We start from the raw sequence: 25636 nt of genomic DNA, 5'->3' as shown, positions 1-25636 counted from the left end.
AACAAGTCTGCGGGAAGACTACTGAATACCCGCTGAACCCTCCTTGAACCTGCACTGAACGAGCGGCAAACAAGCTAAATCTTACGTACCAGCAGCATCGCGACGACGAACAGCGAGGCCAGAACGCCGAGCAAGGCCAGCCAACCGGCATGTTCCCAGACATAACCGCCGACGTAGCCCACCAGGCTCGAGCCCAGGTAATAGGCGCACAGATACAACGCCGAGGCCTGCGCCTTGGCCCCCTGCGCATGGGTACCAACCTGGCCGCTGGCGACTGCGTGAGCGGCGAAGAAGCCGAGGGTGAACAATGCCAGACCGACCACCGCAGCGCTCAACCAGGGCGCCGCGCACAGGGCCACCCCCAGCAGCATCAGCGCGATGCCGCCATGCAGCACCTGGCGCGCACCGAATCGCGGGACCAGGCGCCCGGCCCAGCCGGCGCTGAAGATACCCAGCAGATAGACGGTGAACAGCAGGCCGATCACCGTGGCAGACAAGTTGAACGGCGCGCCGGCCAGACGAAAGCCGACGTAGTTGAACAGCGCCACGAAGCCGCCCATCAGCAGAAAGGCCAGGGTGAACAGCAGGCGCAGGCGCGGATTGCTCAGGTGCAGAACGAAATTGCCCAGCAGCCCGCGCAGGGACAATGGCTGCGCGGTGAAATGCCGCGAAGGCGGCAACAGCCAGAGGAACAGCCCCAACGCCAGCAAGCCGAGCCCGGCGATGCCGCCCAATGCCCAGGGCCAGCCACCGATATCGCTGAGCAGGCCGGCCAGCAGGCGCCCGAGCAGACCGCCCAGCGCCGTACCGCCGATGTACAGCCCCATGGCGGCAGGCAGCGCTTCGGGGTCGAACTCCTCGCCCACATAGGCCATGGCCAGCGCCGGAAGACCGCTCAGCGCCAACCCTAGCAGCGCACGCAGCATCAGCAGCGTGCCCCACTCCTCCACCAGCGCACAGGCAATCCCCAGCAGCGCCGCCAACCCCAGCGCCGCGGCCATCACCGGCTTGCGCCCCCAGCTCTCGGCCAGGGCGCCGGATACCAGCAGGCTCAGCGCCAGACTCAGGGTGGTCAGCGACAGCGCCAGACTGCTGCTGGCCGCCGACACGCGAAAGTGCGCGGCCAGCAGCGGCAGCAACGGCTGCACGCAATAGAGCATGGCGAAGGTGGCGAAGCCGGCGCAGAACAGCGCCAGAGTGGCACGCCGATAACCGGCGCTGCCACGGGTGAGATGGGTAGCGGACATCAGGCAGACTCATGAAGCACGGCGCAGGTTCGGCCGGAGCAAAAGCTTAGCATGCTATCTATCGCAGCGACTGCCCATCTCGGCGGTTTTTCTCGCCTGCTACTGACCGCGCAGGCGCTTCAGGTGCTCCTGCAGCCCCGCCGAGGTCTGCTCACCGACCAGTCGCTCGCGCAGCTTGCCGTCGGCATCGACTATATAGGTCACCGGCAGGACATCGTTGCGCGGCAGCTCGAAACGCCCTGCCGGGTCCTGCGCCAGCACGGTGAAGCGAATGTCGAAGCTGTCTGCCGCACGCTTGAGGTCATCGCCCTGCAGGGCATCGAAGTTGACGCCGATCACGCGCGCCGACCGGCTTTTCAGCGCTTCTTCCAGAGCATTGAGCTCGGGTATTTCCGTGCGGCAGGGTGCACACCATTCGGCCCAATAATTAATGATCAGCCACTGGCCATCGAGGCTGGCAGCCGTTACCTTTCGTCCATGCTGATCAGGGCCGAAATCCTCGGCACAAGCCGCCAGCAGCAGACCGGCGCAGATACCCAAAACAGCCTTGCCGACAATCCGGAGCCGTAAGCCCATGTACTCGATCCTCGTCCACTCGGGGTTGATATGACGCTGAATGCACTGCGCCTGGAAGTACCGGATATCCGCGAGGACAACAGCCTTGCGCCGGCGGAGATCGCCCAGCGACTCGCAGCCGCGCGCCTGCTGGAACCGGAGCATGGCCTGCAACAGGTGCTGGGGCTGCTGTTCACGCTCAATCGCAGCGGCCTGACCTTACTGGAAAGGCAGCGTGCGCTGCAAAGCTTCAGTGACGAATATCGCCACTACGCCAGCCTCGCCAAGCGCCAGCATCCGCCCAGCACGCTGTTCGTGCGCCTGTGCGGCGAGTTGGCGATCGGCTTCAAGCGTCTGCTGCTGCAGATCCTGCAGGGCCGCCAGCCGTCGATGCCGCACCTGGCCTGGTGCCTGTACATGGCCCAGCATTTCCTCGCCCAGCAGCTGCTGCGCCATTACCAGCTGTATCAGGAGCCACCGCCGGCGCTCTGGCGTGACAGCCACCTGCTGTACTGGATCGGCGAGCATCAGCAGTGCCTGGACGAACCCGTGGCGGCCGCCTTCGAGCCGAAACCGGCGAGCACCCTGCGCGGGCTGTACCAGCAGATGCTGCTGCTGGCCCTGAGCAACCCGTTCCACCTCGACGAGGGCGAGTGCCTGACCCTGTTCAGCGCACTCGCGCCGCTGGCTGCGCAGGCCAGGCTGCAGGCCTGGGACGAAGAGGACGACGCCGAAGGTCCCCTGGTCGATCTCAGCCAGTCCCAGGCCTGCCTGGGCTTCGAACAGCCTGTCGAGGGTGAGGTCGGCAATCTGCGCCGCTTCGAACTGGGCGCGCTGCTGATCGCCCTGGACGAACCGGCGCCCCTGCAAAGCGCCGAGGAACACCAGTTGCTGGAACGGGTACGCCATCACTGGCTGGGACGCCAGCAGCGTCGCCATGAACGCGCCGAGCTGGACGGCCACTGCAGCCTGGTGATCGGCCTGCCCGCCATCCATGCGCAGTTGCTCGACAAACTGCCGCAGCGTACCGAGGCGCAACTGCTCGATGCCAGCCCCGGCGGCGCGCGCCTGCTGTGCAATATCAACGAAGGCGGGCAACTGCAGGTAGGGCAACTGGTGCTGTTGCTCACCGATGGCACGCCCACACTGGCATTGGTGCGTTGGCGTCATCAGGGCAGCGAAGGGCTGCATCTGGGACTGCGCTACCTGAAAGGTCTGCCAAGACCGGTCTGGCTACGCCGCGCGCCCAATGCACAAACCCATCCCGGCGTGTTGCAGAGCACTCCGGCACCGGGCAACGGCTGGCATCATGGTCTATGGCTGCCCAATGGCCAGTTCGCCTCAGGCGAACACCTCTGGCTGCAGCTCGCCAGCGTGCATAACCAGGCGATCCTGCCGCTTCCGGAAAGCAACCTGCAGACTTCCGCAGTCACTCGTCATCCGCTGCGTCTGGCCTGATACGCGAAACTGCGACCCCAGTCACGTGCCCTGCCTGTCGAGTGCACAGTTTCGCCAATGGGCGGCTGCTTATAATTCCTGGCACTCAAGTCTCACCCAGCCTGGAATTTCGCCATGTCTCAAGCGCCAGACAAGCTGATCGGCTCCGTACCCTCGCGCATCGTCGAGGATGCCCGCCTGCAGCTCACTCCCTACGAGGGACGCGTCGCCGAATTCAACGTAGCAACCTGGCTGCAGCTACCCGGCCTGGCCAACCTGCCGGTATCGCTGCTGGTGAGCTATCGCGACGGCGACAAACGCCGCGAAGTCAGCGTCGATCATGGCAAGGTCAACGCACACGGCAAGATCCTGCTCTCGGGCATCGCGCGCATGCCGGTGCGGCAGAAGATCGAAGACATGCAGGTACGTCTGCGCTCGGCCGTGCCGGCGCAAAGCCTGATAGTCGAGGAATTCTTCGTGCAGGCCGTCGAATTGGCCAATAGCGAGAGCCGCCAGGCCATGGCCTGAGGCAGGAAGACAGAGAAAACCCCGCGCAGCGTCGCGGGGTTTTTGCTTTCAGGCAGAGGAGACCTCTGCACTGGGCGAAGGCTGCGAGCTCGCATCGGCCGCTTCGGGTTGAAGGCTCTCGCTGACGGCGTGCTCGAGCAGCGATTCCGGCCAGCGGGCGAAACGCAGCCCGGTAATACGGTTGAGCCGCGTCAGCGCTTCCTGCGGGTCGCGACGATGGAGGTGGATTACCCGGTCTTTACCTGTCATTACTGCATGCGTCCTTAGCGATCCCTGCCCTGCTGGCAGTTCGATAGCAACTACTCCTGCGATAGCCAGAAGCGTGCCACCCTCGCGGCACCGCATTCATTGACGTCCAGCCCCGCGCCAGGGCCACGGCGCAACGGCACAAGGCCCTTAACTGACGTTTTTTGTCACCTCGCACCTGGCATGCTCGCCACGTCAGTATCGCCCCACGGGGCTCCTGTCAGCCCTTGCCGGTCAGCCAGTCCGCCAGGCTGGTGCCGAATTGTGCCTCACGCTCGGCCTGCAGGCGCTGGAGACCCTCGCGCAAGGCCGGATACCAGGGCTCGTCGAGCTGAGCAGGGAGCTGCGACAGACTCGGCAATGGCCATGGGCTGCACTCGAGCAACTGATGAACAGGGAAGGTATGCAGATCCCGGCACAACACCCAGCCTCCACCGCCTGCCTTGCAGGCCAGATGCTCGCGCTCGAGGAAATCCAGCACCTGTCCCCATTCATCCTCGGGCAGGCGCCAGCCCGCGCGCTGCATGTCGCCGTAATGCAGGGCTTCACCCTTCTGCTGACGCTTGAGCAGCAGACGCAGCACCACCAGCAATATCAGGCCCTTGGGGACAGGATCACGGCGCCAGTGGCGTGGCTGCGAAAGGCCGTAGACCAGCTCGGCGCCGAGCAGCACGATCAGCCAGGACAGGTAGATCCATACCAGAAACAGCGGCACCGTGGCGAAGGCGCCATAGATCAGGTGATAGCCGGGAAAAAGCCGCACGTAGAGGCCGAACAGCGCCTTGGCGATCTCGAACAGCACGGCGCTGAACAGGCCGCCAAGCAGTGCGTGGCGCAGCGGCACGCGGGTATTGGGAACCGCCGCGTAGAGCAGCGTGAAGGCGGCGAAGCTCGACAGCAGCGGCGTGAAACCCAGCAGCGTCTTGGCACCGACCACGGCATCCGGCCCGGAGATCAGCGACAGCGAGGCGATGTAGGTACTGACCGCGAAACCGGCGCCGAGCAGCAACGGGCCGAGGCTGAGAATCGCCCAGTAGAGCAGGAAGCTGGACATGCCACGACGCGGCTGGCGCACCCGCCAGATCACGTTGAAAGTCTTCTCGATGGTCACCAGCATGAGGAAGGCGGTCACTGCCAGCAGGCCCACGCCGAACCAGGTCAGTTGCCGCGCCTGGGTGGTGAACTCGCGCAGATATTCCTGCACCGTCTCGCCGGTCGAGGGTACGAAGTTGTGGAAGATGAAGCCCTGGATCTCTTCGCCGACGCCCTGGAACGCCGGAACCGCCGAGAGCATGGCGAAGGTCACGGTCATCATCGGCACCACGGCGAACAGCGTGGTGTAGGTCAGCGCCGCGGCATTGCCTGCGCCGCGATTCGCCATGAAGCGCTTGTAAAGACTGAGCCAGAATCCCAGCCAGTCCTTGAGACGAACCTGCATGACCTCTCCTTAGTCCCCAAACCTGAACAGACAGCGCACCGCGTGAAAAGGTCGCACGAAGCAGCGGTCGGTTCGCGTGCATCCGCGCATCAGGCGGTTAGAATAGCCGCCACTTCAAGCCGGATGCGAGCCACCATGACCGACCTGACCCTCTATCACAACCCGCGCTGCTCCAAATCTCGCGGTGCGCTGGAACTGCTGGAAGCCCGCGGCGTGCAACCGAATGTAGTGCGCTATCTGGAAACGCCACCCAGCGCCAGCGAACTCAAGAGCCTGCTGGGCAAGCTGGGCATCACCGCCCGTGACCTGCTGCGCAGCGGTGAGGACGAGTACAAGACACTGGGCCTGAGCGATACCAGCCTGAGCGAAGCGCAACTGATCGAAGCCATGGTCCAGCATCCCAAGCTGATCGAGCGCCCGATTCTGATCGCTGGCGACAAGGCCGTGGTCGGCCGTCCACCGGAGAAAGTCCTGGAGCTGCTGGCATGAGAACGCCCTATATCCTGGTGCTCTACTACAGCCGCCATGGCGCCACTGCGCAGATGGCCAGACAGATCGCCCGCGGCGTCGAGATGGCTGGCATGGAAGCACGCCTGCGCACGGTGCCGGCGGTATCCAGCGAATGCGAGGCCGTGGCACCCAGCGTGCCCGAGGATGGCGCCATCTACGCTACCCTGGACGATTTGAAGCACTGCTCCGGCCTGGCCCTGGGTAGCCCGACCCGTTTCGGCAACATGGCAGCGCCGCTCAAGTATTTCCTCGACGGCACCAGCAGCCTGTGGCTCACCGGCGAGCTGGTAGGCAAACCGGCCGGCGTGTTCACGTCCACCGCCAGCCTGCATGGCGGTCAGGAAACCACCCTGCTGTCGATGATGCTGCCGTTGCTGCACCACGGCATGTTGCTGTGCGGCCTGCCGTACAGCGAATCGGCCCTGCTCAAAACCCGCGGCGGCGGCACGCCCTACGGCCCCAGCCACCACGCCGGTGGCGACGGCAAACGCGCGCTGGACGAACATGAAGTTGCCCTGTGCCGAGCACTGGGCCAACGCCTGGCGCAGATCGCCGGCAAACTGGAGCACTGATCGTGGCCCGAGCCAAGAAACCCCTGCCCAGCCTCGAATGGCTGGAGCCGCGGGTCAAACTCAGCCGAGCGCTGAGCCTGTTCAGCTTCATTGCCCTGCTGACCCTGCTGCTGGTATGGAACCTGGCCTTCGCCGACCTGCATGGCGCCCGCGTCGGCGTGGTGCTGGCGATCCAGTTGCTGCCACTGGCCCTGCTCGCGCCCGGCATACTCATGGGCAACGCCCGTGCTCATGCCTGGGCCTGCTTCGTGGTCAACCTCTACTTCATCCAGGGCATACTCGCCGCCATCGACCCGGCACGCGCGCTGTTCGGCGCCCTGGAGGCGGTGATCAGCTTCGGCCTGTTCTGCTGCGCCCTGCTCTACACCCGCTGGCGCTTTCAGTACGACCGCAAGAAGGCCGGGGAAGCCTGATGCGCCTGGTGCTGCTGCCTGGCCTCAATGGCAGCAGCGCCCTCTTCGCGCCCTTGCTCGAGACTCTCGCGGGCATCGACTGCTGGCCACTGAGCCTGCCGGAACAAGGGCCGCAGGATTATCCCAGCCTGGCCGACGCACTAATGGAGCAGCTGGGTACCACTCCTTTCGCATTGCTGGGCGAATCGTTTTCCGGCCCTCTGGCCTACCAGTTAGCCCTGCGCCAGCCCACCGGGCTGCGCGGCGTGATCTTCGCCGCCTCGTTCCTGAGCCGGCCCAATCCTGCTCTGACCCTGCTCGCGCATCTGCCGATCCCCAATGCACTGGCCACACAGCCCTGGTTGCTGCGCACCCTGTGCCTGGATAAAACGGCAGACGCGCACATGCTGCAACGGGTGCAAAGAGAAATTCGCCGGCTGGATCCAAGGCTGCTGCGCACGCGACTGGCGACACTGGCCAGCCTGCAAGCACCAACGCAAACCCTGGATCTACCCTGCCTACACCTCTGGCCACAGCAGGATCGCCTGGTCGCCGACAGCACTGCAGAACGACTGTCCAAGGCCTGCACCGACATCCGCCAGATACGCCTGGATGGCCCGCACTTCATCCTGCAGACGCGGCCACAGGCCTGCGCCAATGCAATCGTCGAGTTCATCCAGGGCTAGAAAGTCCGCAGGACTGAATTCGGGCTGCGGCTGCGCTCTTGCTTGTAGCCTGAAGCCTGAAGCCTGAAGCCTGCAGCTTGAGGCTTGCAGCCCCCTACCAGCCCAGCGTTTCCTTGAGAAAGGGAATGGTCAGCTTGCGCTGGGCCTGCAGCGAGGCCTGATCGAGGCGCTCGAGAAGTTCGAACAGCGCGCTCATGCTGCGCTCACCGCGGGTGAGGATGAAGCGGCCGACTTCGTCGCTCATCTGCAAACCGCGACGCGAGGCGCGCAATTGCAGGGCGCGCAGTTTGTCCTCATCGGACAGTTCGTGCAGCTGGAAAACCAGCGCCAGGGTCAGCCGGGATTTGAGGTCAGGCAACTGAATCGGCAACTCGCGCGGCGACATGGTGCCGGCCAGCAGCAGGCGTCGACCGCTGTCACGCAGACGGTTGAACAGGTGGAACAAGCCTTCTTCCCAGTCGCTGCGCCCCGCCACCGCATCGAGATCATCGAGGCAGACCAGCTCACACAATTCGAGATTGTCGAGCAGCTCCGGACCGTGCTGCACCACCTCGCCGAGCGGCAGATACACCACCGCCTCGCCACGCTGTTCGAAGCGCAGGCAGGCCGCCTGCAGCAGATGGCTGCGCCCGACGCCTTGTGCACCCCATAGGTAGATCAGGCTTTCCGTCCAGCCGGCGTCGGCCTCGCACAGACGCTCGACATAGCCCAGGGCCGCGGCGTTGGCGCCGGGGTAGTAGTTGGCGAAGGTGGCGTCGTCGCGCAGACGCACCCCCAGAGGCAGCTGGATAGGTTTCATGCTGGGGGCTCGTGGGAACCGCTTGTCTCTCCATAAAGGCCGGAAAGTTTATACAAATCATGAGCATGGCGCAGCAGAACCATGATCACCGCAGCCACCGGCAAGGCGAGCAGCACGCCGGTAAAGCCGAACAGCTGGCCACCGGCGAGGATGGCGAAGATCACCGCGACCGGATGCAAACCGATGCGATCGCCCACCAGCATGGGAGTCAGCACCATGCCTTCGAGCAACTGACCGATCATGAACACCACACCGATGCCGATCAGCGGATAGGGCTCGAGGCCGAACTGGAACAGCGCCGCACTCAGCGCTGCCCCGATACCGACGATGAACCCCATGTAGGGCACGATGCTCGCCAGTCCGGCCAGCACACCGATCAACAGGCCCAGCTCCAGGCCCACCAGCATCAGGCCGACGGAGTAGATCACGCTCAAGGCCAGCATCACCAGCAACTGGCCGCGCAGGAAGGCACCGAGCACTTCATGGCATTCGCCGGCCAGCTTGACCACCAGGCCCTCGCGCTGACGCGGCAGCAAACGGCGCACCCGTTCGACCAGCACATCCCAGTCACGCATCAGGTAGAAGCTCACCACCGGAATCAGCAGCAGGTTGCCCAGCCAGGCCAGCAGCGCCAGCCCCGAGGAGGTCGCCTGGGCCAGCAACACCCTGAGCACGTCGGTGGTCTTGCCGATGTTGTCGGCGAATACCTGCTTGAGCTGATCGAGCTGCAGCAGGTTATCCTGCAAGCCGAGATGCGATTGCGACCAGGGCAAGGCGGTGCCCTGCAGCCAGTCGAGCATCTCCGGCGCCAGCTGATACAGGCGCACCAATTGCCGCCCCAGCATGGGCACCAGCACCAGCAGAAGAATCAGCAACAGCATTGCGAACAGGGCGAATACCACGACCACGCCGCCGGTACGCGACAGACGATGCCGTTCGAGGCGGTCGACCAGAGGGTCGCCCAGATAGGCCAGCAGAATGCCCACCAGAAATGGAGAAAGAATCGGGTGCAACAGATACAGGAGCCAGCCAAGCAGAAACAGCCCAGCCATCCATAGCCAGCGGGTGGAATCGGTCATGCTCGCGTCCTCGATGCGAAACGGCGCCTGAAAGGCGCCGTGAAACAGGGCTGTGTCTTACCGGTGGGATTCTACCAGCGAAAGCGCAGCTGATCGGTGCGCGGCTTCACCTGAGGCGCCTCATCCTTGGGACTCTCCTGCGGATTCTGCACCGGTTCAGCGGCATCGAGCGGCTCGCTGACTTCCTGCAACTGAGCCAACGCAAGCTGGGCACGCAGTTGCTCCGGGCTGGCACTGACCTGATAGACCAGGCGTTGCCCATCGATCTCCTGCAAGCGCGCGGCGAAGGGTTCGAGCAGGCGCTCCAGCGCCGCGAAACGACTCAGGTCGGCCCCTTCGACCACCAGCGTCAGGCTTTGCGCCGCGCCCGGTTTGACCACGAAACGCGGCGCCAGGCGCTCGGCCACGGCCAGCATCACCGCATCGGCCAGCGCGGCCCTGTCCGCGCCTTCGGCCTTGCCCTGCTCACGCTCATCCCCCAGCCACAGGCGCCAGGTCGCCTGCCAGCTGCCGCCGCTCTCGGCGGCGCGCACCGCCAGCAGGGCATCGGCGCCATAGCGCTCGGACGCCTCGCGCAGCGCCTGGGGATCGTTGGCCAGCAAAACATCGGCACTGCCCAGCGCCTGCTCGCTCAGATCGGCCAATGGCAAACGCAGCGGCAGACCACGATGCTGAGCGGCATCGCGCAGCGACGCCGAAGCGCTCTGGCTCTCGCCGACCAGTTGGCTGCCCTCCGGCGACTCGTTGAGCCACCAGGCCAGGATGGCCGGACGATTGGCGCCCCACAATGCCAGACCGGCCTGGCGCAACTGTCGGTCGGTACTGGCCGGATCGAACTCGACCAGCAGCGCCTCGCCTTCGAAACCGTACTGGCTGACGATCTGCTGCGGGTCCTTGCGCAACCCTTCCAGCGCCGGGTTCTGCAGCGCCTTGGCATCGCCCGTCAGGCGCAGCACCAGGGTCTGCAAAGCTTTCTGCATTGCTGCATCACGGCTTTCCGGCTGCTGGTCCGCCACCGGTTCACGGACCTGATACAGGCCGGCAACCGGCGCGGCCAATGCCGACAGGCTCAGAAGCGACAGACAGAACAGCAGCAGGCGGGCAGACAGACGCATGGGGCGGGATCTCGCAAAGGGATGGGGGCGGGCGCAAAGGCCTATACCTTAAACAGCCGCCCCTGCCCCGGCAACCTGAGCCACTGCCCGCGACGAAGCGCATGCACGCGAGTGGCCGCTACCGGGCAAGCCTGATAAAATCGCGCGCCTTCGCCAGCCGGTACGCGCGCCGGGCTCTTTGGAAGAGCCTGCGCCACGTCGGCGCCTACACGAACTCCCATCCAAAGGCCCGGATCTATGAGCAAGCAACCCTCCATCAGCTACAAGGACGCAGGCGTCGACATCGATGCCGGTGAAGCCCTGGTCGAGCGCATCAAAGGCGTCGCCAAGCGCACTGCCCGTCCGGAAGTCATGGGTGGCCTGGGCGGTTTCGGCGCCCTGTGCGAGATTCCGGCCGGCTACAAGCAGCCGGTACTGGTCTCCGGCACAGACGGTGTGGGCACCAAGCTGCGCCTGGCGCTGAACCTGAACAAGCACGACAGCATCGGCCAGGATCTGGTCGCCATGTGCGTCAACGACCTGGTGGTCTGTGGCGCCGAGCCGCTGTTCTTCCTCGACTACTACGCCACCGGCAAGCTCAACGTCGACGTGGCGGCCACCGTGGTCACCGGCATTGGTGCCGGCTGTGAGCTGGCTGGCTGCTCCCTGGTCGGTGGTGAAACCGCCGAAATGCCGGGCATGTACGAAGGCGAAGACTACGACCTGGCCGGCTTCTGCGTCGGCGTGGTGGAAAAGAGCGAAATCATCGACGGCTCCAAGGTCGTCACCGGCGACGCGCTGATCGCCCTGCCCTCCTCCGGCCCGCACTCCAACGGCTACTCGCTGATCCGCAAGATCATCGAAGTGTCCGGCGCCGATATCGAGCAGGTGCAACTGGACGGCAAGGCCCTGGCCGACCTGCTGATGGCGCCGACCCGCATCTACGTCAAGCCGCTGCTCAAGCTGATCAAGGACACCGGTGCGGTCAAGGCCATGGCCCACATCACTGGTGGCGGCCTGCTGGACAACATCCCGCGCGTACTGCCTCAAGGCGCCCAGGCGGTGATCGACGTCGCCAGCTGGAATCGCCCGGCCGTGTTCGACTGGCTGCAGGAACAAGGCAACGTCGACGAGCATGAAATGCACCGCGTACTGAACTGTGGCGTCGGCATGGTCATCTGCGTCGCCCAGGATCAGGTCGAAGCAGCCCTGGCCAGCCTGCGCGCCAGCGGCGAGCAGCCCTGGGTCATCGGCCAGATCACCGAGGCGGCGGCAGGCGCGGCCCAGGTTCAGCTGAACAACCTGAAAAGCCACTGATGCCCTGCAATGTCGTCGTCCTGATCTCCGGGTCAGGCAGCAACCTGCAGGCGCTGATCGACAGCGTCGCCCAAGACGGCAATCCGGCTCGCATCGGCGCGGTTATCTCCAACCGCGCCGATGCCTACGGCCTGCAACGGGCGAAACAGGCCGGCATCGCCACCGAACTGCTTGACCACAAGCAGTTCGACGGCCGCGAAGCCTTCGATGCAGCCCTGATCCAGGCCATCGAGGCCCACCAGCCCGACCTGGTGGTGCTGGCCGGTTTCATGCGCATTCTCACGCCAGGCTTCGTTCAGCACTACGCCGGGCGTCTGCTCAACATCCACCCTTCGCTGCTGCCCAGGCACAAGGGGCTGCACACCCATCAGCGAGCGCTGGAGGCCGGCGATAGCGAGCACGGCTGCAGCGTGCACTTCGTCACCGAGGAACTCGATGGTGGCCCTCTGGTCGTACAAGCTGTGTTGCCAGTGATGGCAGACGACACGGCCGAAAGCCTGGCCAGCCGCGTGCACCAGCAGGAACACCAGATCTACCCGCTGGCCGTACGCTGGTTTGCCGAAGGCCGCTTGCGTCTTGGCGCCCAAGGCGCAATGCTGGACGGCGAGCCGCTGCCCGCCAGCGGCCACCTGATTCGAACCTAGGAGACTCTATGCGTCGTGCCCTGCTGTTCGCTCTGACACTCTTCGCCCTGCCGGCCCTCGCCGAGGACCTGGAGCCCTTCTCCGCAAGCTACACAGCGGACTGGAAGCAGCTGCCGGTCAGCGGCAGCGCCTCGCGCAGCCTCAAGCGCGAGGGCGACGGGCGCTGGACGCTCAACTTCGAGGCCTCGATGCTGGTGGCCGGCCTCACCGAAGAAAGCACCTTCCGCGTCGACAATGGCGCCCTGCTGCCACTGACCTACCGCCTCAACCGCAGCGGGCTGGGCAAAGGCAAGAAGGTCGAGCAAGACTTCGACTGGGAGCAGAAGCAGGTCATCGGCAGCGACCGCGGCGACTCGGTGCGCTTTCCGCTCAACCGCGGCCTGCTGGACAAGTCGACCTACCAGATCGCCCTGCAGCAGGATGTCGCGGCCGGCAAGAAAAGCGTGAGCTACCAGGTGGTCGACGGTGACGAGATCGAAACCTACGACTTCCGCGTGCTGGGCGAGGAAGTGGTACGTACCAAGGCCGGTCTGATCGATGCGATCAAGGTCGAGCGCGTGCGCGACCCCACGCAGAGCACCCGCAAGACCGTGCTGTGGTTCGCCAAGGATTGGGGCCACCTGCTGGTGCGCCTGCATCAGGTGGAAACCGATGGCAAGGAATACCAGATCATGCTCAAGGAAGGCACCGTCGCCGGCAAGCCGGTCGAAGGCCGCCGCGACTGATCGGCGATCGAATAAAAAACCGGGCCAATGCCCGGTTTTTTTATGGTTCTTCGCATATTTTGGGGAAAGTGCGGGTTGACACCGGACTGGCAAATTTGTGTGCGTATCGCTTACTGACTAGCACTATCCGTTGCCGAGTGCGCTGAGCGTTCGGGTTGCGCCCCTTACGGGCGCCACACCTTAATTCGCTGCGCTCAGCCTTCGGGCCAGCCTGCGGCTGTTACTCCGCTGCGCTGCGTTTCCTCGCTCCGGCGCTGCTCCGGGGGCCGGCTTACATGGGCCATCCCTGGCCCATTAAGCGGGGCCGCCATCGGTATCTCGCCGCATTCATGCGGCTCGTCCCCCTACGCAACACCTCCACTCGGCCTCCTGAAGGGTGGGGCGGGTCGCGAGCTTGCGAAATCTTCGCGAAATTAAACTTAGCGGCGTCTGACCTTTGCCTTTGCTCTTCAACTGCGATGGTACAGACGACGCCCAAGTCCCCCTTCAGGAGGCCGAGTGGAATCACCGCGGAAGGGGTTGAGCGACATGGATGTCGCGAGAGCCACGATGGGCCAGGGATGGCCCCTCGTGGCGTGCCCCTGGAGTGGTGATGGAATGAGGGAACCCCGGCGCAGCCGGGGCCGTATGCAGGGGTGTATTTCTTTGCTTACTTTCTTTGCACAAGCAAAGAAAGTGAGTCGCCCGTAAGGGGCGAAACCCATCAGACCAGGCGGCGCGCTAATGGATAGTGCCAAGCCATCAACAGCTAACACGTAAATGCCAATCAGATGTCAAGCGTATCTTCCCCACGAGAACGCGAAGAGCCTTTTTTATTGTCTGTTCCGAGCGCTGGCTGGCAGCGCCCGGCAATGACTCAGTCCTGACTTACCGCACCGATCTTGTGAATCGACAGGTCGGCGCCGTTGTACTCCTCTTCCTGACTCAGGCGAATGCCCAGGGAAGTCTTGAGCAGGCCATAGACCGCGAAACCACCGACCAGCGCGATCACCACCCCCAGCGCTGTGCCGATCACCTGACTGGCCAGGCTCACGCCACCCAGGCCACCGAAGGCTTCGAGGCCGAAGATGCCGCAGGCGATACCGCCCCACACGCCACACAAGCCATGCAACGGCCAGACGCCGAGCACGTCGTCGACCTTCCACTTCACCTGAGTCGCGGTGAAGGCCCAGACGAACAGCGCGCCGGCAATCGCGCCAGTGACCAGGGCACCGATCGGATGCATCAGGTCCGAACCTGCGCAGATCGCCACCAGGCCAGCCAGCGGGCCGTTGTGCAGGAAGCCCGGGTCGTTACGCCCCACCAGCAGTGCGGCGACGGTGCCGCCGACCATGGCCATCAACGAATTGACCGCCACCAGCCCACTGACGCCTTCGAGCGTCTGCGCACTCATCACGTTGAAGCCGAACCAGCCGATGATCAGGATCCACGAACCCAGCGCCAGGAACGGAATGTTCGACGGCGCCATGGCCACCAGCCTGCCGTCGCGGTAACGACCATTGCGGCGACCGAGCAGCACGACGGCGCCGAACGCCAGCCAGCCGCCCATGGCATGCACCACCACCGATCCGGCGAAGTCATGGAAGCCGGCGCCGAAACGCGCCTCCAGCCAGGCCTGCAGGCCGTAGTTGCCGTTCCAGATCATGCCTTCGAAGAAGGGATAGACGAACGCCACGATCAACGCCGTGGCGCACAGCTGCGGGCCGAACTTGGCGCGCTCGGCTATGCCGCCGGAAATGATCGCCGGAATCGCAGCGGCGAAGGTCAGCAGGAAAAAGAACTTCACCAGGCCATAGCCGTGGTTCTCGGTCAGTACCGCGGCCGGTTCGAGGAAGTTGATGCCATAGGCGATCCAGTAACCGATGAAGAAATACGCCAGGGCGGAGATGGCGAAATCCGAGAGGATCTTCGAGAGCGCATTGACCTGGTTCTTCTGCCGCACCGTGCCCACTTCGAGAAAGGCAAAACCGGCATGCATGGCCAGGACCATGATCGCACCCAGCAGGATGAACAGGGTATTGGAGCCGTGGATCAGCGTGGCCACGGCGCTGTTGATGTTTTCCATCGAGGAAAAACTCCGGGGGCAGAAGAAAAGGCACCAAACCAAGGCACAGCCCCAAAACAACGCACCACAATGCAGCCAAGCTACAAAGCGCGCCCTCGAAGAGTGCCTGCAGATGGCACTAAAACAGCGCCACCGAAAATCGTCTGATCGATGCTAATTTCTTATTAATCAATTGGTTATGCGCGAAAAAGACCATCCTGAGCCGCACCTGAAAAGCCCCATGAAAGGGCATTTACCGGCTTTCGCGCACCAGCAAAATGCAATCGCTATACCAAACAGCGAACCGCTCCCCCTGACTATTTCTTTCGGAACCCTCACGCCGTTGAGCACTCGTAAACCATACATACCCAACGCAGAGGACTGCTCACCATGACAAGCAAAGCCGCTACTCCAAGCACCAAGGACGCCCTGCTGGATGAATTCCAGGCTCTGGTCAGCGATACCGAGAAGCTCCTGCAACACTCCGCCAGCCTCGCCGGCGAACAGGCCGAAGCGCTGCGCGACGACATTCGCAGCAGCCTTGGTCGCGCCCGAGAAACCCTGCACGACGCCGAAGCCGCCTTGCGCGAACAGGGCAAGATCGCCGTCGATGCCACCGAGCAATACGTGCACAAGCATCCCTGGCAGGCGCTCGGTCTGGCGGCCGCCATCGGTCTGGTGCTCGGTCTGCTGATCAGCCGCCGTTGACAGTGCCCATGAGCAACGGACCATCACCACGGCGCCTGGGCGCCGCGTTCCTGGGCCTGCTGCAGGGCCACGTGGCGCTGCTGGCCCATGAACTCGAAGACCAGCGCAACCAGGCACTGCGCGCCCTGGTGCTGGGGGGCCTGTGCCTGGCCTTCGCCCTGCTGCTGCTGATCGGCCTGTCCGCACTGCTGCTGATCCTCTACTGGGAGAGTCACCGCCTGCTGGTCGCTGGCGGGCTGTGCCTGGTCTACGGTATCGGCCTGTTCGGCTGCGGTGCCTGGCTGCTGACCAGCCTGCGCAATGCCGAAGCCCCCTTCAGTGCCAGCCTCGAAGAACTGCAACGTGACCGCGAGCAACTGCTGCCATGACTCCGAACCTGCCCCAAGGCGCCTCGCGCCGTGAGTTGCGCAAAGCCGTGCTGCGCATGCGCCTGGAGATGCACCGCCAGGAACTGCGCCATGAAATGCTGCAGATCGGCCATCCGCTGAAGCAGGTGCGCGAGTACGGTCGTCGCCTGCGGCGAGGCAATGCACCATTTCTGCTCACCGGTGGCGCACTGGCTCTGGTCGGGCTGATCGGCCGAAAAAGCGGCTGGCGTCGCTGGCTGCGCCTGGCCCTGATCGTCATGCCTCTGCTACGGCGTACGCAGCAGGGTACGGGCAGGCGCTCACCGCTGAGGTAGCACCGGGCTGGCCGCGATCTTGCTAGGTTGAGCCACCCGGCCGCCTCGTGGTGGCTCAACCGCTGAGCGCTAAGGACCTCCCAGGTGATCGACGGACTGCCGTTTGCCGTCTTCCAACCCTTTATCGACACCGCCACCGGCCGGATCGCGGGCGTCGAAGCCTTGGCTCGGCTGCGCGATGGCGAGGGCCGGGCGCATTCCGCCGGGCCGCTGTTCGCCGATCCGAAAACGCCGCCAGCCGCCCTGCGCCGCCTCGACCGCCAGGTCCGCGAGAATGCTCTTGAGCGCTTCCACCAGGCCCCGGCCGACTGGTTCCTCAGCCTGAACATCTCGCCGCGCTGGATCAGCCGCCTGCGCCCGGCGCAGCCTCTGCCGAGCCTGATCCAGCTGCAGCGCAGCGGTATCGACCCGACGCGCATCGTATTCGAGATCACCGAGCTGGGCGGTGCCAGCCAGCGTCTGCCGAATGTGGTCGCACGCTACCGGGAGGCCGGCGCGCGCATCGCCATCGATGACTTCGGCGCCGGCTACTCGCAGCTCGACCGCGTACTGGCGCTGCAGCCGGACATTCTCAAGCTGGACATGCGCCTGTTCCAGGAAGCCGCTCGCGGCGGCCCCAGCGGTGAGGTGGTCAAGGCCCTGGCGCAGATGGCAGAGAAAACCGGCTGCTGGATCATCGCCGAAGGGGTGGAAACCGAAGCCGAACTGAACTTCGCCCTGGAGTGCGGCGCCCGCTACGTGCAGGGCTTTCTCTTCGCCAGGGCCGAGCAAGAGCTGTTCGCCAGCGATGCCTTCGTCGGCCGTTTCGCCCGCCTGCGCGACAGTTACGTGAAGCAGAAACTTGCCGAACGGGCACGCCTGGTACACCTGCGCCAGCAGCTGACCGAGCTGATGAGCGAACTGCGGACCTGGGCCGAAAGCGGCGCCCCGGCCAGCAGCCTGCCTGCACCGGACAGCTACCCCTGGCTGCTGCGCATCTATCAGTGCGATCGTCATGGCACCCAGCTGACGCCGAACCTGGAGTGGCGCCAACAGACCTGGCACGCCGATGACCGCTACCTCGGGCACAACTGGTCGTGGCGCCCCTACTTCTATCAACTGCTGGCCGAAGGCTGGGAAGAACGACGCCTGACCCTCTCTACCACCTACCGCGACGCCACCAGCAACCAGTACTGCCTGACCGCCGGCCAGTTCATCGACAACGGCCGCCGCCTGCTGCTGGTGGACATCGATGCCGCCGATCTGTAGTCAGCCCGGGGTTGCAGGCAGCGGCACGAACACCCAAGCTAGGGGCCTGGATCAACCTGGCGAGGATCGGCCTTGGATTGGCACACCCTGCTCACCCGCGAACGTCTCGGCAAACCCGCTCCCAGCTCGGCAGAGCTCGGCCGCAGCCCCTTTCACAAGGATCATGACCGCATCATCTTCTCCGGCGCCTTCCGCCGTCTGGGGCGAAAGACGCAGGTGCACCCGGTTTCCAGCAACGACCATATCCACACCCGCCTGACCCATTCGCTGGAGGTCAGCTGCGTCGGCCGTTCGCTGGCCATGCGCGTCGGCGAGATGCTGCGTGAGGAGCTGCCCGACTGGTGTGCGCCGAGCGATCTGGGCATGGTCGTACAATCCGCCTGCCTGGCCCACGACATCGGCAACCCGCCGTTCGGCCATTCCGGCGAGGACGCCATTCGCCACTGGTTCCAGCAGGCGGCCGGGCGCGGCTGGCTGGATGCGATGAGCGATGCCGAACGCGCCGACTTCCTTAATTTCGAAGGCAACGCCCAGGGCTTTCGCGTACTCACCCAGCTCGAGTACCACCAGTTCGACGGCGGCACGCGGCTGACCTACGCCACACTCGGCACCTACCTCAAGTACCCCTGGACGGCGCGCCATGCCGACGCCCAGGGCTACAAGAAACACAAGTTCGGCTGCTACCAGAGCGAGTTGCCGCTGCTCGAGCAGATCGCCGCCAAGCTCGAGCTGCCGCAGCTGGAAACGCAACGCTGGGCACGCCACCCGCTGGTCTACCTGATGGAAGCGGCGGATGACATCTGCTACGGCCTGATCGACCTGGAAGACGGCGTGGAGATGGAGCTGCTCGACTACACCGAGGTCGAGGCGCTGCTGCTCGATCTGGTTGGCGACGATCTGCCGGAAACCTACCGTCAGCTCGGCCCGCGGGACTCGCGTCGGCGCAAGCTGGCGATCCTGCGCGGCAAGGCCATCGAGCACCTGACCAACGCGGCCGCCAGCGCCTTCGTCGAGCAGCAGCGCGACCTGCTCGCCGGCCAGTTGCAGGGCGATCTGGTGGAACATATGCACGGCGCGGCCAAGCGCTGCGTGCAGAGCGCGAAGCTGCTGGCGCGGGAGAAGATCTTCCACGACAAGCGCAAGACGCTGCACGAGATCGGCGCCTACACCACACTGGAAATTCTCCTCAATGCCTTCTGCGGCGCGGCGCTGGAGCAGCACAGCGGCCGGGCGCTGTCGTTCAAGCACCGACGCATTCTCGATCTGCTCAGCTACTACGCGCCCGAGCCGGGCTGGCCGCTGTATCGCTCGTTCATGCGGGTGATCGACTTCATCGCCGGCATGACCGACAGCTACGCTACGGAAATGGCGAGGGAAATGACGGGCCGCTCGAACCCGGGCTGACGAAAAGCACGCATGAAGAACCTGATCCGAAGCAGTTTCACCTGGCATGCCGGTCCGCCGGCCTGGGGCCCGGCGGTGGTCGCCGGCCTCGGCTGCGCACTTCCGTTGCTGCTCGGCCTGTTCACTGCCCACAGCGGCTTTCTCTGGGCCTCGGCCGGTGCCTTCCAGGCCGCGCAGGCCAATCCGCTGCACCGCTTCGGCATGCTGCGCATGCTGCTGCTCACCGGCCTTGGCGCCTGCAGTGCCGGCCTGGGGTTCTGGGCCGGCAGTCATCCGCTGGTCAGCCTGGGCATCTTCGCCGCCTTCGGCCTGTTGCTGGCCTGGCTGCAGCGCTTCGGCAGCGAGGCCGGCAAGCTGGGCATCGGCCTGTGCATCTGCCTGTGCCTCGGCCAGGGGCAGTTCGGCATCGGCAACCTGCACAATCCTTACGCGGTGGCCATGCTGTTCATCCTCGGCGGGCTCTGGGTCATGCTCCTGGCCTTCGGCCTGCGCGGCCTGCATGGCCTGCGCATGTGGCCTTACATGCCGCGCTTTCTCGCCATTCTCAAGGTGCTCAAGCGCCACGCGCAGCGCCTGCCACGCCAGCAATGGCGCCTGCATGCGCTGGCCTGCATGCTGGCCTTCGCCGCCTCCGGCCTGATCGTCAATCTGGCCGGCCTGTCGCGTGGTTACTGGCTGACCCTGACGGTGATCAGCACCCTGCAGCTGGAGTTCCAGGGCAGCCTGGTGCGCGCGCTGCAGGCGAGCCTCGCCAGCCTGGCCGCTTCCGGGCTGCTGATCCTCTTCGGCCACAGCCTGCAAAGCCCGCCACTGATGGTGATGACCCTGCTGGTGCTGGTCATCCTCAGCCGGGCGCTGCAGGCCAATCACTACGGCCTGTTCGTGCTGCAGACCAGCCTGTGCTTCGTGCTGCTGGCCGAAAGCCTGTCGCAGGACTGGCACCTGGCCGAGGTGCGCCTGCTCAACGCGCTGATCGGCGTCGCCCTGACCCTGACGGTCGCCCTGCTGGTGCATGGCCTGCGCCTGCAACTGAACAAACCGGGCAAGATCGAGAACAGTACGCCGCGCTCCTTATAACGTTTCGGCAGATTCGCCCACTCTTCACTATGCTGTGGATGCCTGCAGCGTCCCGCAAGGAGTGAAGTGTGATGCTCAATACCGCCGCCCCGCGTGAACGGCGTTTCCCCCTGCACGTTCATATCAGCGTCCTGTTCACCCTCCTGCTGCTGCTGACCGGCGCCGTGCTGGGCTTGTTCAATTATCAGCAGACCAGCCGGCTGATCTTCACCAGCAGCTCGACACTCTTCGAACGCATCCAGCACGACGTGCAGCGTGACCTGGACAGCACCTACCGGCCCATCCGCCACTTGCTCAGCCTGCTGGCATTGCACCCAGCCATCCAGGCCGACACGCTCGATGAACGCCTGAAAATGCTGCCGCTGTTCGCCCAGGCGCTGCGCGACAATCCCAAGCTGGCGTCGATCTACTTGGGCTACGAAGACGGCGACTTCTTCATGGTCAGGCCGCTGCGCAGCGACATGCTCAAGCAGCGTTTCAATGCCCCCGACACGGCCGCCTACCAGGTCTGGGCCATCGACCGTGGCAGCGCCGGGACCGACAGCGACTACCTGTTCTATGACGGCTCACTCAACCTGCTGAGCCGCCGCCAGAACCTCAGCGAGCCCTACGATCCGCGGCAGCGCGACTGGTTCAAGCGCGCGCGCGGCGACGGCGGACAGATCACCACCGCACCCTATCTGTTCTTCTCCACCCAGGAAATCGGCACCACTTTGGCCAGACGCAGCGGCCTGACCACCGTGCTTGGCGCCGATCTCACCCTCGACGATCTCTCTGCCACACTGGCCGGTCATCGCGTCACCCCCCACACCCAGGTGGTGCTCGCCGACGGCGACGGCAACGCGGTGGCCTACCCCGACAGCGACCGCCTGCTCAAGGAGGTCGATGGCAAGGTATCGCTGGTCAAGGTCAGCGAGCTCGATCCGGCACTGGGTGAACTGCTGGCCGGCCAGTTGAGCGAACAGGACGAGGGCGTCGTCGAGCTGGCTCGCAAGCGCTGGGTGATGGCCCACCGGCACATCCGGGAAGGTGGCCCGCAGGGGTTGCACCTAGCCCTGCTGGTGCCCGAGCAGGAGTTGCTGGCCGAGGCCTACCGTATCCGCTGGCAGGGCGCGCTGATCACCCTGACCACGCTGCTGCTGTGCCTGCCGCTGGGCTGGCTGACCTCGCGCCTGGTGGTCAAGCCCCTGCGCAGCCTGGTGCAGGAGGCGCAGGCCATCCGCCGCTTCGACTTCAGCTACCCGGCCAGCGGTCGCTCGCCGATTCTCGAAGTCGACCAGTTGGCAGTGTCGATGAGCAGCATGAAAGATACCCTGTCGAGCTTCCTCGACATCGCTGCCAGCCTCTCCGCGGAAACCCATTTCGACGCCCTGATCAAGCGGGTGATGGATGCGACGGTATCGATCAGCGAAGCCCAGGGCGGGCTGCTCTATCTGCTCGACAATGACAGCGGCCGGCTGGAACCGCAGGGGCTGGTGATCGACGGCCAGAGCCGTAGCCTGAGCGAACTGGGCATCCACGCGCTGGCCCATGATGACCCGAGCCTGCCCTCCTGGCTGCGAAGCCCGGCCAGCGGCGGCGCAAGCACCGCCACCTCCATCGGCTTCGATCAGGCAGGCGCGTTTAAGGGGCTGCTATCGACCATGGACAGCCCGCGCCTGCACCTGATCGCCGCCGGCCTGCACAACCGTCAGGGCGATACCGTTGGCGTGCTGGTGCTGCTGCAACGCGATACCGGCGAGGACAGCGAGAGCATGCTCAGGCCGGACCGCGTCGCCTTCGTCGACGCCGTCTCGGGCAGCGCAGCCCTGTGCATCGAAAGCCAGCGCCTGCTGGCCAGGCAGAAGCAGCTGCTCGACGCCTTCATTCAGCTGATCGCCGGCGCCATCGATGCCAAGAGCCCCTACACCGGCGGCCACTGTCAGCGCGTGCCGGAACTCACCCTGATGCTGGCGCGCGCTGCCGCCGAGAGCGACGCCCCGGAGTTCACTGACTACGCCCCCAGCGAGGAGGAATGGGAAGCGCTGCACATCGCCGCCTGGCTGCACGACTGCGGCAAGGTCACCACGCCGGAATACGTGGTGGACAAGGCGACCAAGCTGGAAACCCTGTACGACCGCATTCACGAAGTGCGCATGCGCTTCGAGGTGCTCAAGCGCGATGCCTGGATCGCCTATTGGCGAGGCCTTGCCGCAGGCGGGGAAGAAAGCGCACTGGCCGCGCTGCGCGATCAGCTGCTGGGCGATCTGGACGACGAGTTCGCCTTCATCGCGCGTATCAACCTGGGTGGCGAGGCCATGGCCGATGCCGACCAGGCACGCCTTGCGCAGATCGCCGAACGCCGTTGGCTGCGCACCCTGGACAACCGCCTGGGGGTGTCCTGGGAAGAGGCCAAACGCATGGAGCGCTCGGCGCCCGCCAGCCTGCCGGTGGAAGAGCCGCTGCTGGCCGATCGCCTCGATCATCTGATCGAGCGCCCGGCGCAGGAGCTGATCGCACCGGACAATCGCTGGGGCTTCAAACTCGAGGTGCCGCAGCACAAGTTCAATCGTGGCGAACTGCACAACCTGAGCATCGCGCGCGGCACGCTGACCGCCGAGGAGCGCTACATCATCAACCACCACATCGTGCAGACCATCCTGATGCTCGACCGCCTGCCCTTCCCCAAGCACCTGCAGAACGTCACCGAGATCGCTGGCGGACACCACGAGAAGATGGATGGCACCGGCTATCCCAAGCGCCTGACACGCGAGCAGATGAGCCTGCCGGCAAGGATGATGGCGATCGCCGATATCTTCGAAGCCCTGACGGCGGTGGACCGTCCCTACAAGAAGGGCAAGACGCTGTCGGAGGCGCTGAACATCATGGTCGGCATGTGCAAGGGCGCGCACATCGACCCGCAGCTGTTCGCCCTGTTCGTGCGCAGCGGCATCTATCGGCGCTATGCCGAGCGCTTCATGCAGGCCGAGCAGATCGATGAGGTAAACGAGCAGGCCGTGCTGGAAAAGGCGGGAGTTCTGTAGGAGCAACTGCGCTCGATAGGCCTTACAACGCCTCGGTTCGCGAGCAGAGCTCGCTCCTACAAGCTGGGAGTCGCCTGAGTTGGCCGAAACCTGTCCAGGCAAACGGCGCCGGACAAACCGGCGCCGAAGCGATCAAGCCTGGTTGATCGGATTTTCCGGATACCAGACGTCCAGCAGCGGGCTGATCTCGTAGTTCTGCAGCTCGTCACGGCCCTTCAGCCAGGCTTCGACGGCAGCGCGCTGCTCCTCGTTGACCGAGCCACGCTTGGCCAGGCAGACCAGACCGTAGTCTTCGCCACCTACATAATCCAGACCATTGCCGGCGATGGCCTGATCGAGGAACTGATCGACGAAAGCGTCGAGGGTCTGGTCGCTCAGGTCGGCCTTGAAGTTCAGGGTCAGCTCGAAGCCCAGCTCCTGGAATTCATCGACACAGAGCTTCTTGCGCAGACGGCGGGAACGGTTGGTCGCCATGAAACAATCCTCAAAGGTGATAACGCGCGGCACTCTAGCAGTTTCGCCGGCCGAGCGCCCGCTTTGTGTCGCCCCGGCGCCCTGGAACAGGTTGAACGCCAGCTGTTCGCAGCGCCTGTTTTTGAGCGGATGGGGCCGACTGCGGATCGGCTCTTGCGGCATAATGCGGGCAACTTTTTCCCGAGCCAGACGGTCGTTTGTCTATCTCGTTACTCCCGCCCGATCGCGGAAGGTTCCTGTCGATGATTCAACGGTTTCGCCAACTGGCGCTGAGCGCCGTGCTTCTGCCCCTCGCCCTCTCCTGCCATGCTGCCAGCGCCGCACTGCCTGCCAAGGTGGAGCAGGCGCTGAAGGCCAACAAGATTTCCAGCAACTCGCTGTCGGTGATGACCGTGCCCCTGGGCGGACAGACCGGCGGCCTGCAATTCAACGCCGATGTCTCGGTCAACCCGGCCTCCACCATGAAGCTGGTGACCACCTACGCAGCCCTGGAACTGCTGGGGCCGAACCATCAGTGGAAGACCGAGTTCTATGCCGACGGCCCGCTGAAGGACGGCGTGCTGCACGGCAACCTCTACCTCAAGGGTGGCGGCGACCCGAAACTCAACATGGAGAAACTCTGGCTGCTGCTGCGCGACCTGCGCATCAATGGCGTGCGCCAGGTCCAGGGCGATCTGGTGCTCGATCGCAGTTTCTTCGTCGCCCCGCAACTGCCGGCTTTCAACGACGACGGCGGGGACGCCAACAAGCCGTTCCTGGTCAAGCCCGACTCGCTGCTGGTCAATCTCAAGGCGCAGCGTTTCATCACCCGCGCCGAAGGCGGTAAGGCGTATATCGCCATGGACCCGCCCATCGCCACGGTGCGCATCGAAAACCAGGTGCGCGTGCTCAAGGCCGACAAATGCCCGTCGTGGCCGGACATCCGCTACAACGCGGTGGACCAGTTCGACGGCACCACTCTGATCGTCAGCGGCCAACTGGCCGAGGGCTGCAGCGCGCAGACCTACCTGTCGCTGCTCGATCACCCCAGCTATGCAGCCGGTGCGGTACGCGGCATCTGGCAGGAACTGGGCGGCAAGATCCTCGGCAAGGATCGCCAGGGCCCCGTGCCGGAAAAAGCCCGCATGCTGGTACGCGCCTTCTCGCCCGACGTGGTGGAAATCGTCCGCGACATCAACAAGTACAGCAACAACACCATGGCCCGGCAGTTGTTCCTCAGCATCGGCGCGCAGTTCCGCACCGAAGCCGACCAGGACGACGCCATGGCCGCACAGCGGGTGATCCGTAGCTGGCTGGCGCGCAAGGGCATCACCGCGCCGCATCTGGTGATGGAAAACGGCTCCGGATTGTCGCGCGCCGAACGCATCAGCGCGCGCGAGATGGCGCTGATTCTCCAGGCAGCCTGGCGCAGCCCCTATGCCGCCGAATTCCGCAGCTCGATGCCACTGGTGGCGATGGACGGCACCATGCGCCGGCGCCTGCAACGTACGCCGCTGGTGGGCGAGGCACATATCAAGACCGGCACACTGAACAACGTACGCGCCATCGCCGGCTACAGCCGCGACAGCAACGGCCATGACTGGGCGGTGGTGGCCATCCTCAACGATCCCAAACCCTGGGGCGCCACGTCCATTCTCGATCAGGTGCTGCTGTACACCTACAACCAGCCCAAGCGCTGACGATTTTGTGTAGCCCGGATGCAATCCG

Annotated in this window: 26 protein-coding genes; 17 read left to right on the top strand and 9 right to left on the bottom strand. The window is 64.7% G+C overall.

Annotation, left to right across the window (positions count from 1 at the left end):
* Positions 1–74 precede the first annotated feature (74 nt).
* Together BLS61_RS12630 and BLS61_RS12625 are read right to left on the bottom strand one after the other, a co-directional pair.
* A complete protein-coding gene (locus BLS61_RS12630) occupies positions 75–1247 on the bottom strand; it encodes an MFS transporter (RefSeq protein ID WP_090431330.1) in 1173 nt (390 codons plus the stop codon).
* A 99-nt stretch (positions 1248–1346) separates the two neighbouring features.
* The gene (locus BLS61_RS12625) at positions 1347–1823 is read right to left on the bottom strand and encodes a TlpA disulfide reductase family protein (protein WP_208598798.1); all 477 of its coding nucleotides are present in this window, start codon (positions 1821–1823) and stop codon (positions 1347–1349) included.
* A 30-nt stretch (positions 1824–1853) separates the two neighbouring features.
* Between BLS61_RS12625 and BLS61_RS12620 the strand changes: the two genes are divergently transcribed.
* Both BLS61_RS12620 and BLS61_RS12615 read left to right on the top strand, forming a co-directional pair.
* Positions 1854–3260: a PilZ domain-containing protein gene (locus BLS61_RS12620; RefSeq protein ID WP_090431328.1), complete on the top strand. Its 1407-nt coding sequence runs from the start codon at positions 1854–1856 to the stop codon at positions 3258–3260.
* Positions 3261–3374: 114 nt separating this feature from the next.
* Positions 3375–3767 carry a hypothetical protein gene (locus BLS61_RS12615; protein WP_090431326.1) on the top strand — a complete coding sequence of 131 codons (393 nt, stop codon included), beginning with the start codon at positions 3375–3377 and terminating at the stop codon, positions 3765–3767.
* A 48-nt stretch (positions 3768–3815) separates the two neighbouring features.
* Here the strand turns inward: BLS61_RS12615 and BLS61_RS12610 are convergent, their stop codons facing one another.
* Together BLS61_RS12610 and BLS61_RS12605 are read right to left on the bottom strand one after the other, a co-directional pair.
* Positions 3816–4016 carry a hypothetical protein gene (locus BLS61_RS12610; protein ID WP_090431324.1) on the bottom strand — a complete coding sequence of 67 codons (201 nt, stop codon included), beginning with the start codon at positions 4014–4016 and terminating at the stop codon, positions 3816–3818.
* 217 nt (positions 4017–4233) lie between these two features.
* Positions 4234–5451: a YihY family inner membrane protein gene (locus tag BLS61_RS12605; protein ID WP_090431323.1), complete on the bottom strand. Its 1218-nt coding sequence runs from the start codon at positions 5449–5451 to the stop codon at positions 4234–4236.
* Between the two features lie 135 nt (positions 5452–5586).
* Between BLS61_RS12605 and arsC the strand changes: the two genes are divergently transcribed.
* The 4 genes from arsC to BLS61_RS12585 are packed head-to-tail and all read left to right on the top strand — an operon-like array spanning position 5587 to position 7611.
* Positions 5587–5940, top strand: a complete 354-nt coding sequence (arsC, locus tag BLS61_RS12600; RefSeq protein WP_090431320.1) for an arsenate reductase (glutaredoxin) — start codon at positions 5587–5589, stop codon at positions 5938–5940.
* Positions 5937–6533, top strand: coding sequence for an NAD(P)H:quinone oxidoreductase (gene wrbA / locus BLS61_RS12595; RefSeq protein WP_090431318.1), 597 nt, complete (start codon positions 5937–5939; stop codon positions 6531–6533). Before arsC ends, wrbA begins: the two co-directional genes overlap by 4 nt.
* 2 nt (positions 6534–6535) lie before the next feature.
* Positions 6536–6946, top strand: coding sequence for a DUF2069 domain-containing protein (locus BLS61_RS12590; protein WP_090431316.1), 411 nt, complete (start codon positions 6536–6538; stop codon positions 6944–6946).
* Positions 6946–7611, top strand: a complete 666-nt coding sequence (locus tag BLS61_RS12585) for an alpha/beta fold hydrolase (protein WP_090431313.1) — start codon at positions 6946–6948, stop codon at positions 7609–7611. Before BLS61_RS12590 ends, BLS61_RS12585 begins: the two co-directional genes overlap by 1 nt.
* Positions 7612–7705: 94 nt before the next feature.
* Here BLS61_RS12585 and hda read toward each other — a convergent pair whose 3' ends face one another.
* The 3 genes from hda to BLS61_RS12570 form a co-directional block, all read right to left on the bottom strand.
* On the bottom strand, positions 7706–8410 hold the full coding sequence (gene hda, locus BLS61_RS12580; protein WP_090431311.1) for a DnaA regulatory inactivator Hda: 705 nt from the start codon (positions 8408–8410) through the stop codon (positions 7706–7708).
* A complete protein-coding gene (locus BLS61_RS12575; protein ID WP_090431308.1) occupies positions 8407–9489 on the bottom strand; it encodes an AI-2E family transporter in 1083 nt (360 codons plus the stop codon). The genes hda and BLS61_RS12575 overlap by 4 nt, the downstream gene beginning before the upstream one ends.
* A gap of 71 nt (positions 9490–9560) precedes the next feature.
* Positions 9561–10604 (bottom strand): DUF2066 domain-containing protein, encoded by a 1044-nt coding sequence (locus BLS61_RS12570; protein ID WP_090431306.1) that lies wholly within the window; start codon positions 10602–10604, stop codon positions 9561–9563.
* 237 nt (positions 10605–10841) lie between these two features.
* Between BLS61_RS12570 and purM the strand changes: the two genes are divergently transcribed.
* Genes purM through BLS61_RS12555 form a run of 3 tightly spaced genes read left to right on the top strand, consistent with a single transcriptional unit; the run spans position 10842 to position 13269 of the window.
* Entirely contained in the window at positions 10842–11900 is a 1059-nt protein-coding gene (gene purM / locus BLS61_RS12565) for a phosphoribosylformylglycinamidine cyclo-ligase (RefSeq protein WP_090431304.1), read from the top strand.
* Positions 11900–12544: a phosphoribosylglycinamide formyltransferase gene (purN, locus tag BLS61_RS12560; RefSeq protein WP_090431302.1), complete on the top strand. Its 645-nt coding sequence runs from the start codon at positions 11900–11902 to the stop codon at positions 12542–12544. Before purM ends, purN begins: the two co-directional genes overlap by 1 nt.
* An 8-nt stretch (positions 12545–12552) precedes the next feature.
* On the top strand, positions 12553–13269 hold the full coding sequence (locus tag BLS61_RS12555; RefSeq protein WP_090431300.1) for a DUF3108 domain-containing protein: 717 nt from the start codon (positions 12553–12555) through the stop codon (positions 13267–13269).
* A gap of 856 nt (positions 13270–14125) precedes the next feature.
* Here BLS61_RS12555 and BLS61_RS12550 read toward each other — a convergent pair.
* Positions 14126–15334 carry an ammonium transporter gene (locus BLS61_RS12550; RefSeq protein WP_090431298.1) on the bottom strand — a complete coding sequence of 403 codons (1209 nt, stop codon included), beginning with the start codon at positions 15332–15334 and terminating at the stop codon, positions 14126–14128.
* Positions 15335–15703: 369 nt separating this feature from the next.
* Between BLS61_RS12550 and BLS61_RS12545 the strand changes: the two genes are divergently transcribed.
* From BLS61_RS12545 to BLS61_RS12515, 7 genes are all read left to right on the top strand, one after another.
* Positions 15704–16021, top strand: a complete 318-nt coding sequence (locus BLS61_RS12545) for an ElaB/YgaM/YqjD family protein (RefSeq protein WP_090431296.1) — start codon at positions 15704–15706, stop codon at positions 16019–16021.
* Positions 16022–16029: 8 nt separating this feature from the next.
* On the top strand, positions 16030–16389 hold the full coding sequence (locus BLS61_RS12540) for a phage holin family protein (RefSeq protein WP_090431294.1): 360 nt from the start codon (positions 16030–16032) through the stop codon (positions 16387–16389).
* Positions 16386–16703 carry a hypothetical protein gene (locus BLS61_RS12535; RefSeq protein WP_090431292.1) on the top strand — a complete coding sequence of 106 codons (318 nt, stop codon included), beginning with the start codon at positions 16386–16388 and terminating at the stop codon, positions 16701–16703. The genes BLS61_RS12540 and BLS61_RS12535 overlap by 4 nt, the downstream gene beginning before the upstream one ends.
* 84 nt (positions 16704–16787) lie before the next feature.
* Positions 16788–17951 (top strand): EAL domain-containing protein, encoded by a 1164-nt coding sequence (locus BLS61_RS12530; RefSeq protein WP_090431290.1) that lies wholly within the window; start codon positions 16788–16790, stop codon positions 17949–17951.
* A 72-nt stretch (positions 17952–18023) separates the two neighbouring features.
* Complete coding sequence (locus BLS61_RS12525; protein WP_090431288.1) at positions 18024–19355, top strand: deoxyguanosinetriphosphate triphosphohydrolase; 1332 nt, start codon at positions 18024–18026, stop codon at positions 19353–19355.
* 12 nt (positions 19356–19367) lie between these two features.
* Positions 19368–20432, top strand: a complete 1065-nt coding sequence (locus tag BLS61_RS12520; RefSeq protein ID WP_090431286.1) for an FUSC family protein — start codon at positions 19368–19370, stop codon at positions 20430–20432.
* A 71-nt stretch (positions 20433–20503) separates the two neighbouring features.
* Positions 20504–23455: an HD domain-containing phosphohydrolase gene (locus BLS61_RS12515; protein ID WP_090431284.1), complete on the top strand. Its 2952-nt coding sequence runs from the start codon at positions 20504–20506 to the stop codon at positions 23453–23455.
* 132 nt (positions 23456–23587) lie between these two features.
* Here BLS61_RS12515 and BLS61_RS12510 read toward each other — a convergent pair whose 3' ends face one another.
* The gene (locus BLS61_RS12510) at positions 23588–23929 is read right to left on the bottom strand and encodes a YggL family protein (RefSeq protein WP_024308874.1); all 342 of its coding nucleotides are present in this window, start codon (positions 23927–23929) and stop codon (positions 23588–23590) included.
* A 242-nt stretch (positions 23930–24171) separates the two neighbouring features.
* On the opposite strand from BLS61_RS12510, the gene dacB reads away from it, so the two are divergent.
* Positions 24172–25608: a D-alanyl-D-alanine carboxypeptidase/D-alanyl-D-alanine endopeptidase gene (gene dacB / locus BLS61_RS12505; protein WP_090431282.1), complete on the top strand. Its 1437-nt coding sequence runs from the start codon at positions 24172–24174 to the stop codon at positions 25606–25608.
* Positions 25609–25636 lie beyond the last annotated feature (28 nt).

This window comes from Ectopseudomonas guguanensis, from assembly GCF_900104265.1.
Classification (GTDB): Bacteria; Pseudomonadota; Gammaproteobacteria; order Pseudomonadales; family Pseudomonadaceae; genus Aquipseudomonas; species Aquipseudomonas guguanensis.
Note: the sequence above shows the minus strand (reverse complement) of the source record. Positions and strands in the feature narration are given on the sequence as shown.

Bases quoted from the DNA above. Each gene is read 5' to 3' on its own strand.
- BLS61_RS12630 (WP_090431330.1), bottom strand. From the start codon at position 1,247: ATGTCCGCTACCCATCTCACCCGTGGCAGCGCCGGTTATCGGCGTGCC.
- BLS61_RS12625 (WP_208598798.1), bottom strand. From the start codon at position 1,823: ATGGGCTTACGGCTCCGGATTGTCGGCAAGGCTGTTTTGGGTATCTGC.
- BLS61_RS12620 (WP_090431328.1), top strand. From the start codon at position 1,854: ATGACGCTGAATGCACTGCGCCTGGAAGTACCGGATATCCGCGAGGAC.
- BLS61_RS12615 (WP_090431326.1), top strand. From the start codon at position 3,375: ATGTCTCAAGCGCCAGACAAGCTGATCGGCTCCGTACCCTCGCGCATC.
- BLS61_RS12610 (WP_090431324.1), bottom strand. From the start codon at position 4,016: ATGACAGGTAAAGACCGGGTAATCCACCTCCATCGTCGCGACCCGCAG.
- BLS61_RS12605 (WP_090431323.1), bottom strand. From the start codon at position 5,451: ATGCAGGTTCGTCTCAAGGACTGGCTGGGATTCTGGCTCAGTCTTTAC.
- arsC (WP_090431320.1), top strand. From the start codon at position 5,587: ATGACCGACCTGACCCTCTATCACAACCCGCGCTGCTCCAAATCTCGC.
- wrbA (WP_090431318.1), top strand. From the start codon at position 5,937: ATGAGAACGCCCTATATCCTGGTGCTCTACTACAGCCGCCATGGCGCC.
- BLS61_RS12585 (WP_090431313.1), top strand. From the start codon at position 6,946: ATGCGCCTGGTGCTGCTGCCTGGCCTCAATGGCAGCAGCGCCCTCTTC.
- hda (WP_090431311.1), bottom strand. From the start codon at position 8,410: ATGAAACCTATCCAGCTGCCTCTGGGGGTGCGTCTGCGCGACGACGCC.
- BLS61_RS12575 (WP_090431308.1), bottom strand. From the start codon at position 9,489: ATGACCGATTCCACCCGCTGGCTATGGATGGCTGGGCTGTTTCTGCTT.
- BLS61_RS12570 (WP_090431306.1), bottom strand. From the start codon at position 10,604: ATGCGTCTGTCTGCCCGCCTGCTGCTGTTCTGTCTGTCGCTTCTGAGC.
- purM (WP_090431304.1), top strand. From the start codon at position 10,842: ATGAGCAAGCAACCCTCCATCAGCTACAAGGACGCAGGCGTCGACATC.
- purN (WP_090431302.1), top strand. From the start codon at position 11,900: ATGCCCTGCAATGTCGTCGTCCTGATCTCCGGGTCAGGCAGCAACCTG.
- BLS61_RS12555 (WP_090431300.1), top strand. From the start codon at position 12,553: ATGCGTCGTGCCCTGCTGTTCGCTCTGACACTCTTCGCCCTGCCGGCC.
- BLS61_RS12550 (WP_090431298.1), bottom strand. From the start codon at position 15,334: ATGGAAAACATCAACAGCGCCGTGGCCACGCTGATCCACGGCTCCAAT.
- BLS61_RS12545 (WP_090431296.1), top strand. From the start codon at position 15,704: ATGACAAGCAAAGCCGCTACTCCAAGCACCAAGGACGCCCTGCTGGAT.
- BLS61_RS12540 (WP_090431294.1), top strand. From the start codon at position 16,030: ATGAGCAACGGACCATCACCACGGCGCCTGGGCGCCGCGTTCCTGGGC.
- BLS61_RS12535 (WP_090431292.1), top strand. From the start codon at position 16,386: ATGACTCCGAACCTGCCCCAAGGCGCCTCGCGCCGTGAGTTGCGCAAA.
- BLS61_RS12520 (WP_090431286.1), top strand. From the start codon at position 19,368: ATGAAGAACCTGATCCGAAGCAGTTTCACCTGGCATGCCGGTCCGCCG.
- BLS61_RS12515 (WP_090431284.1), top strand. From the start codon at position 20,504: ATGCTCAATACCGCCGCCCCGCGTGAACGGCGTTTCCCCCTGCACGTT.
- BLS61_RS12510 (WP_024308874.1), bottom strand. From the start codon at position 23,929: ATGGCGACCAACCGTTCCCGCCGTCTGCGCAAGAAGCTCTGTGTCGAT.
- dacB (WP_090431282.1), top strand. From the start codon at position 24,172: ATGATTCAACGGTTTCGCCAACTGGCGCTGAGCGCCGTGCTTCTGCCC.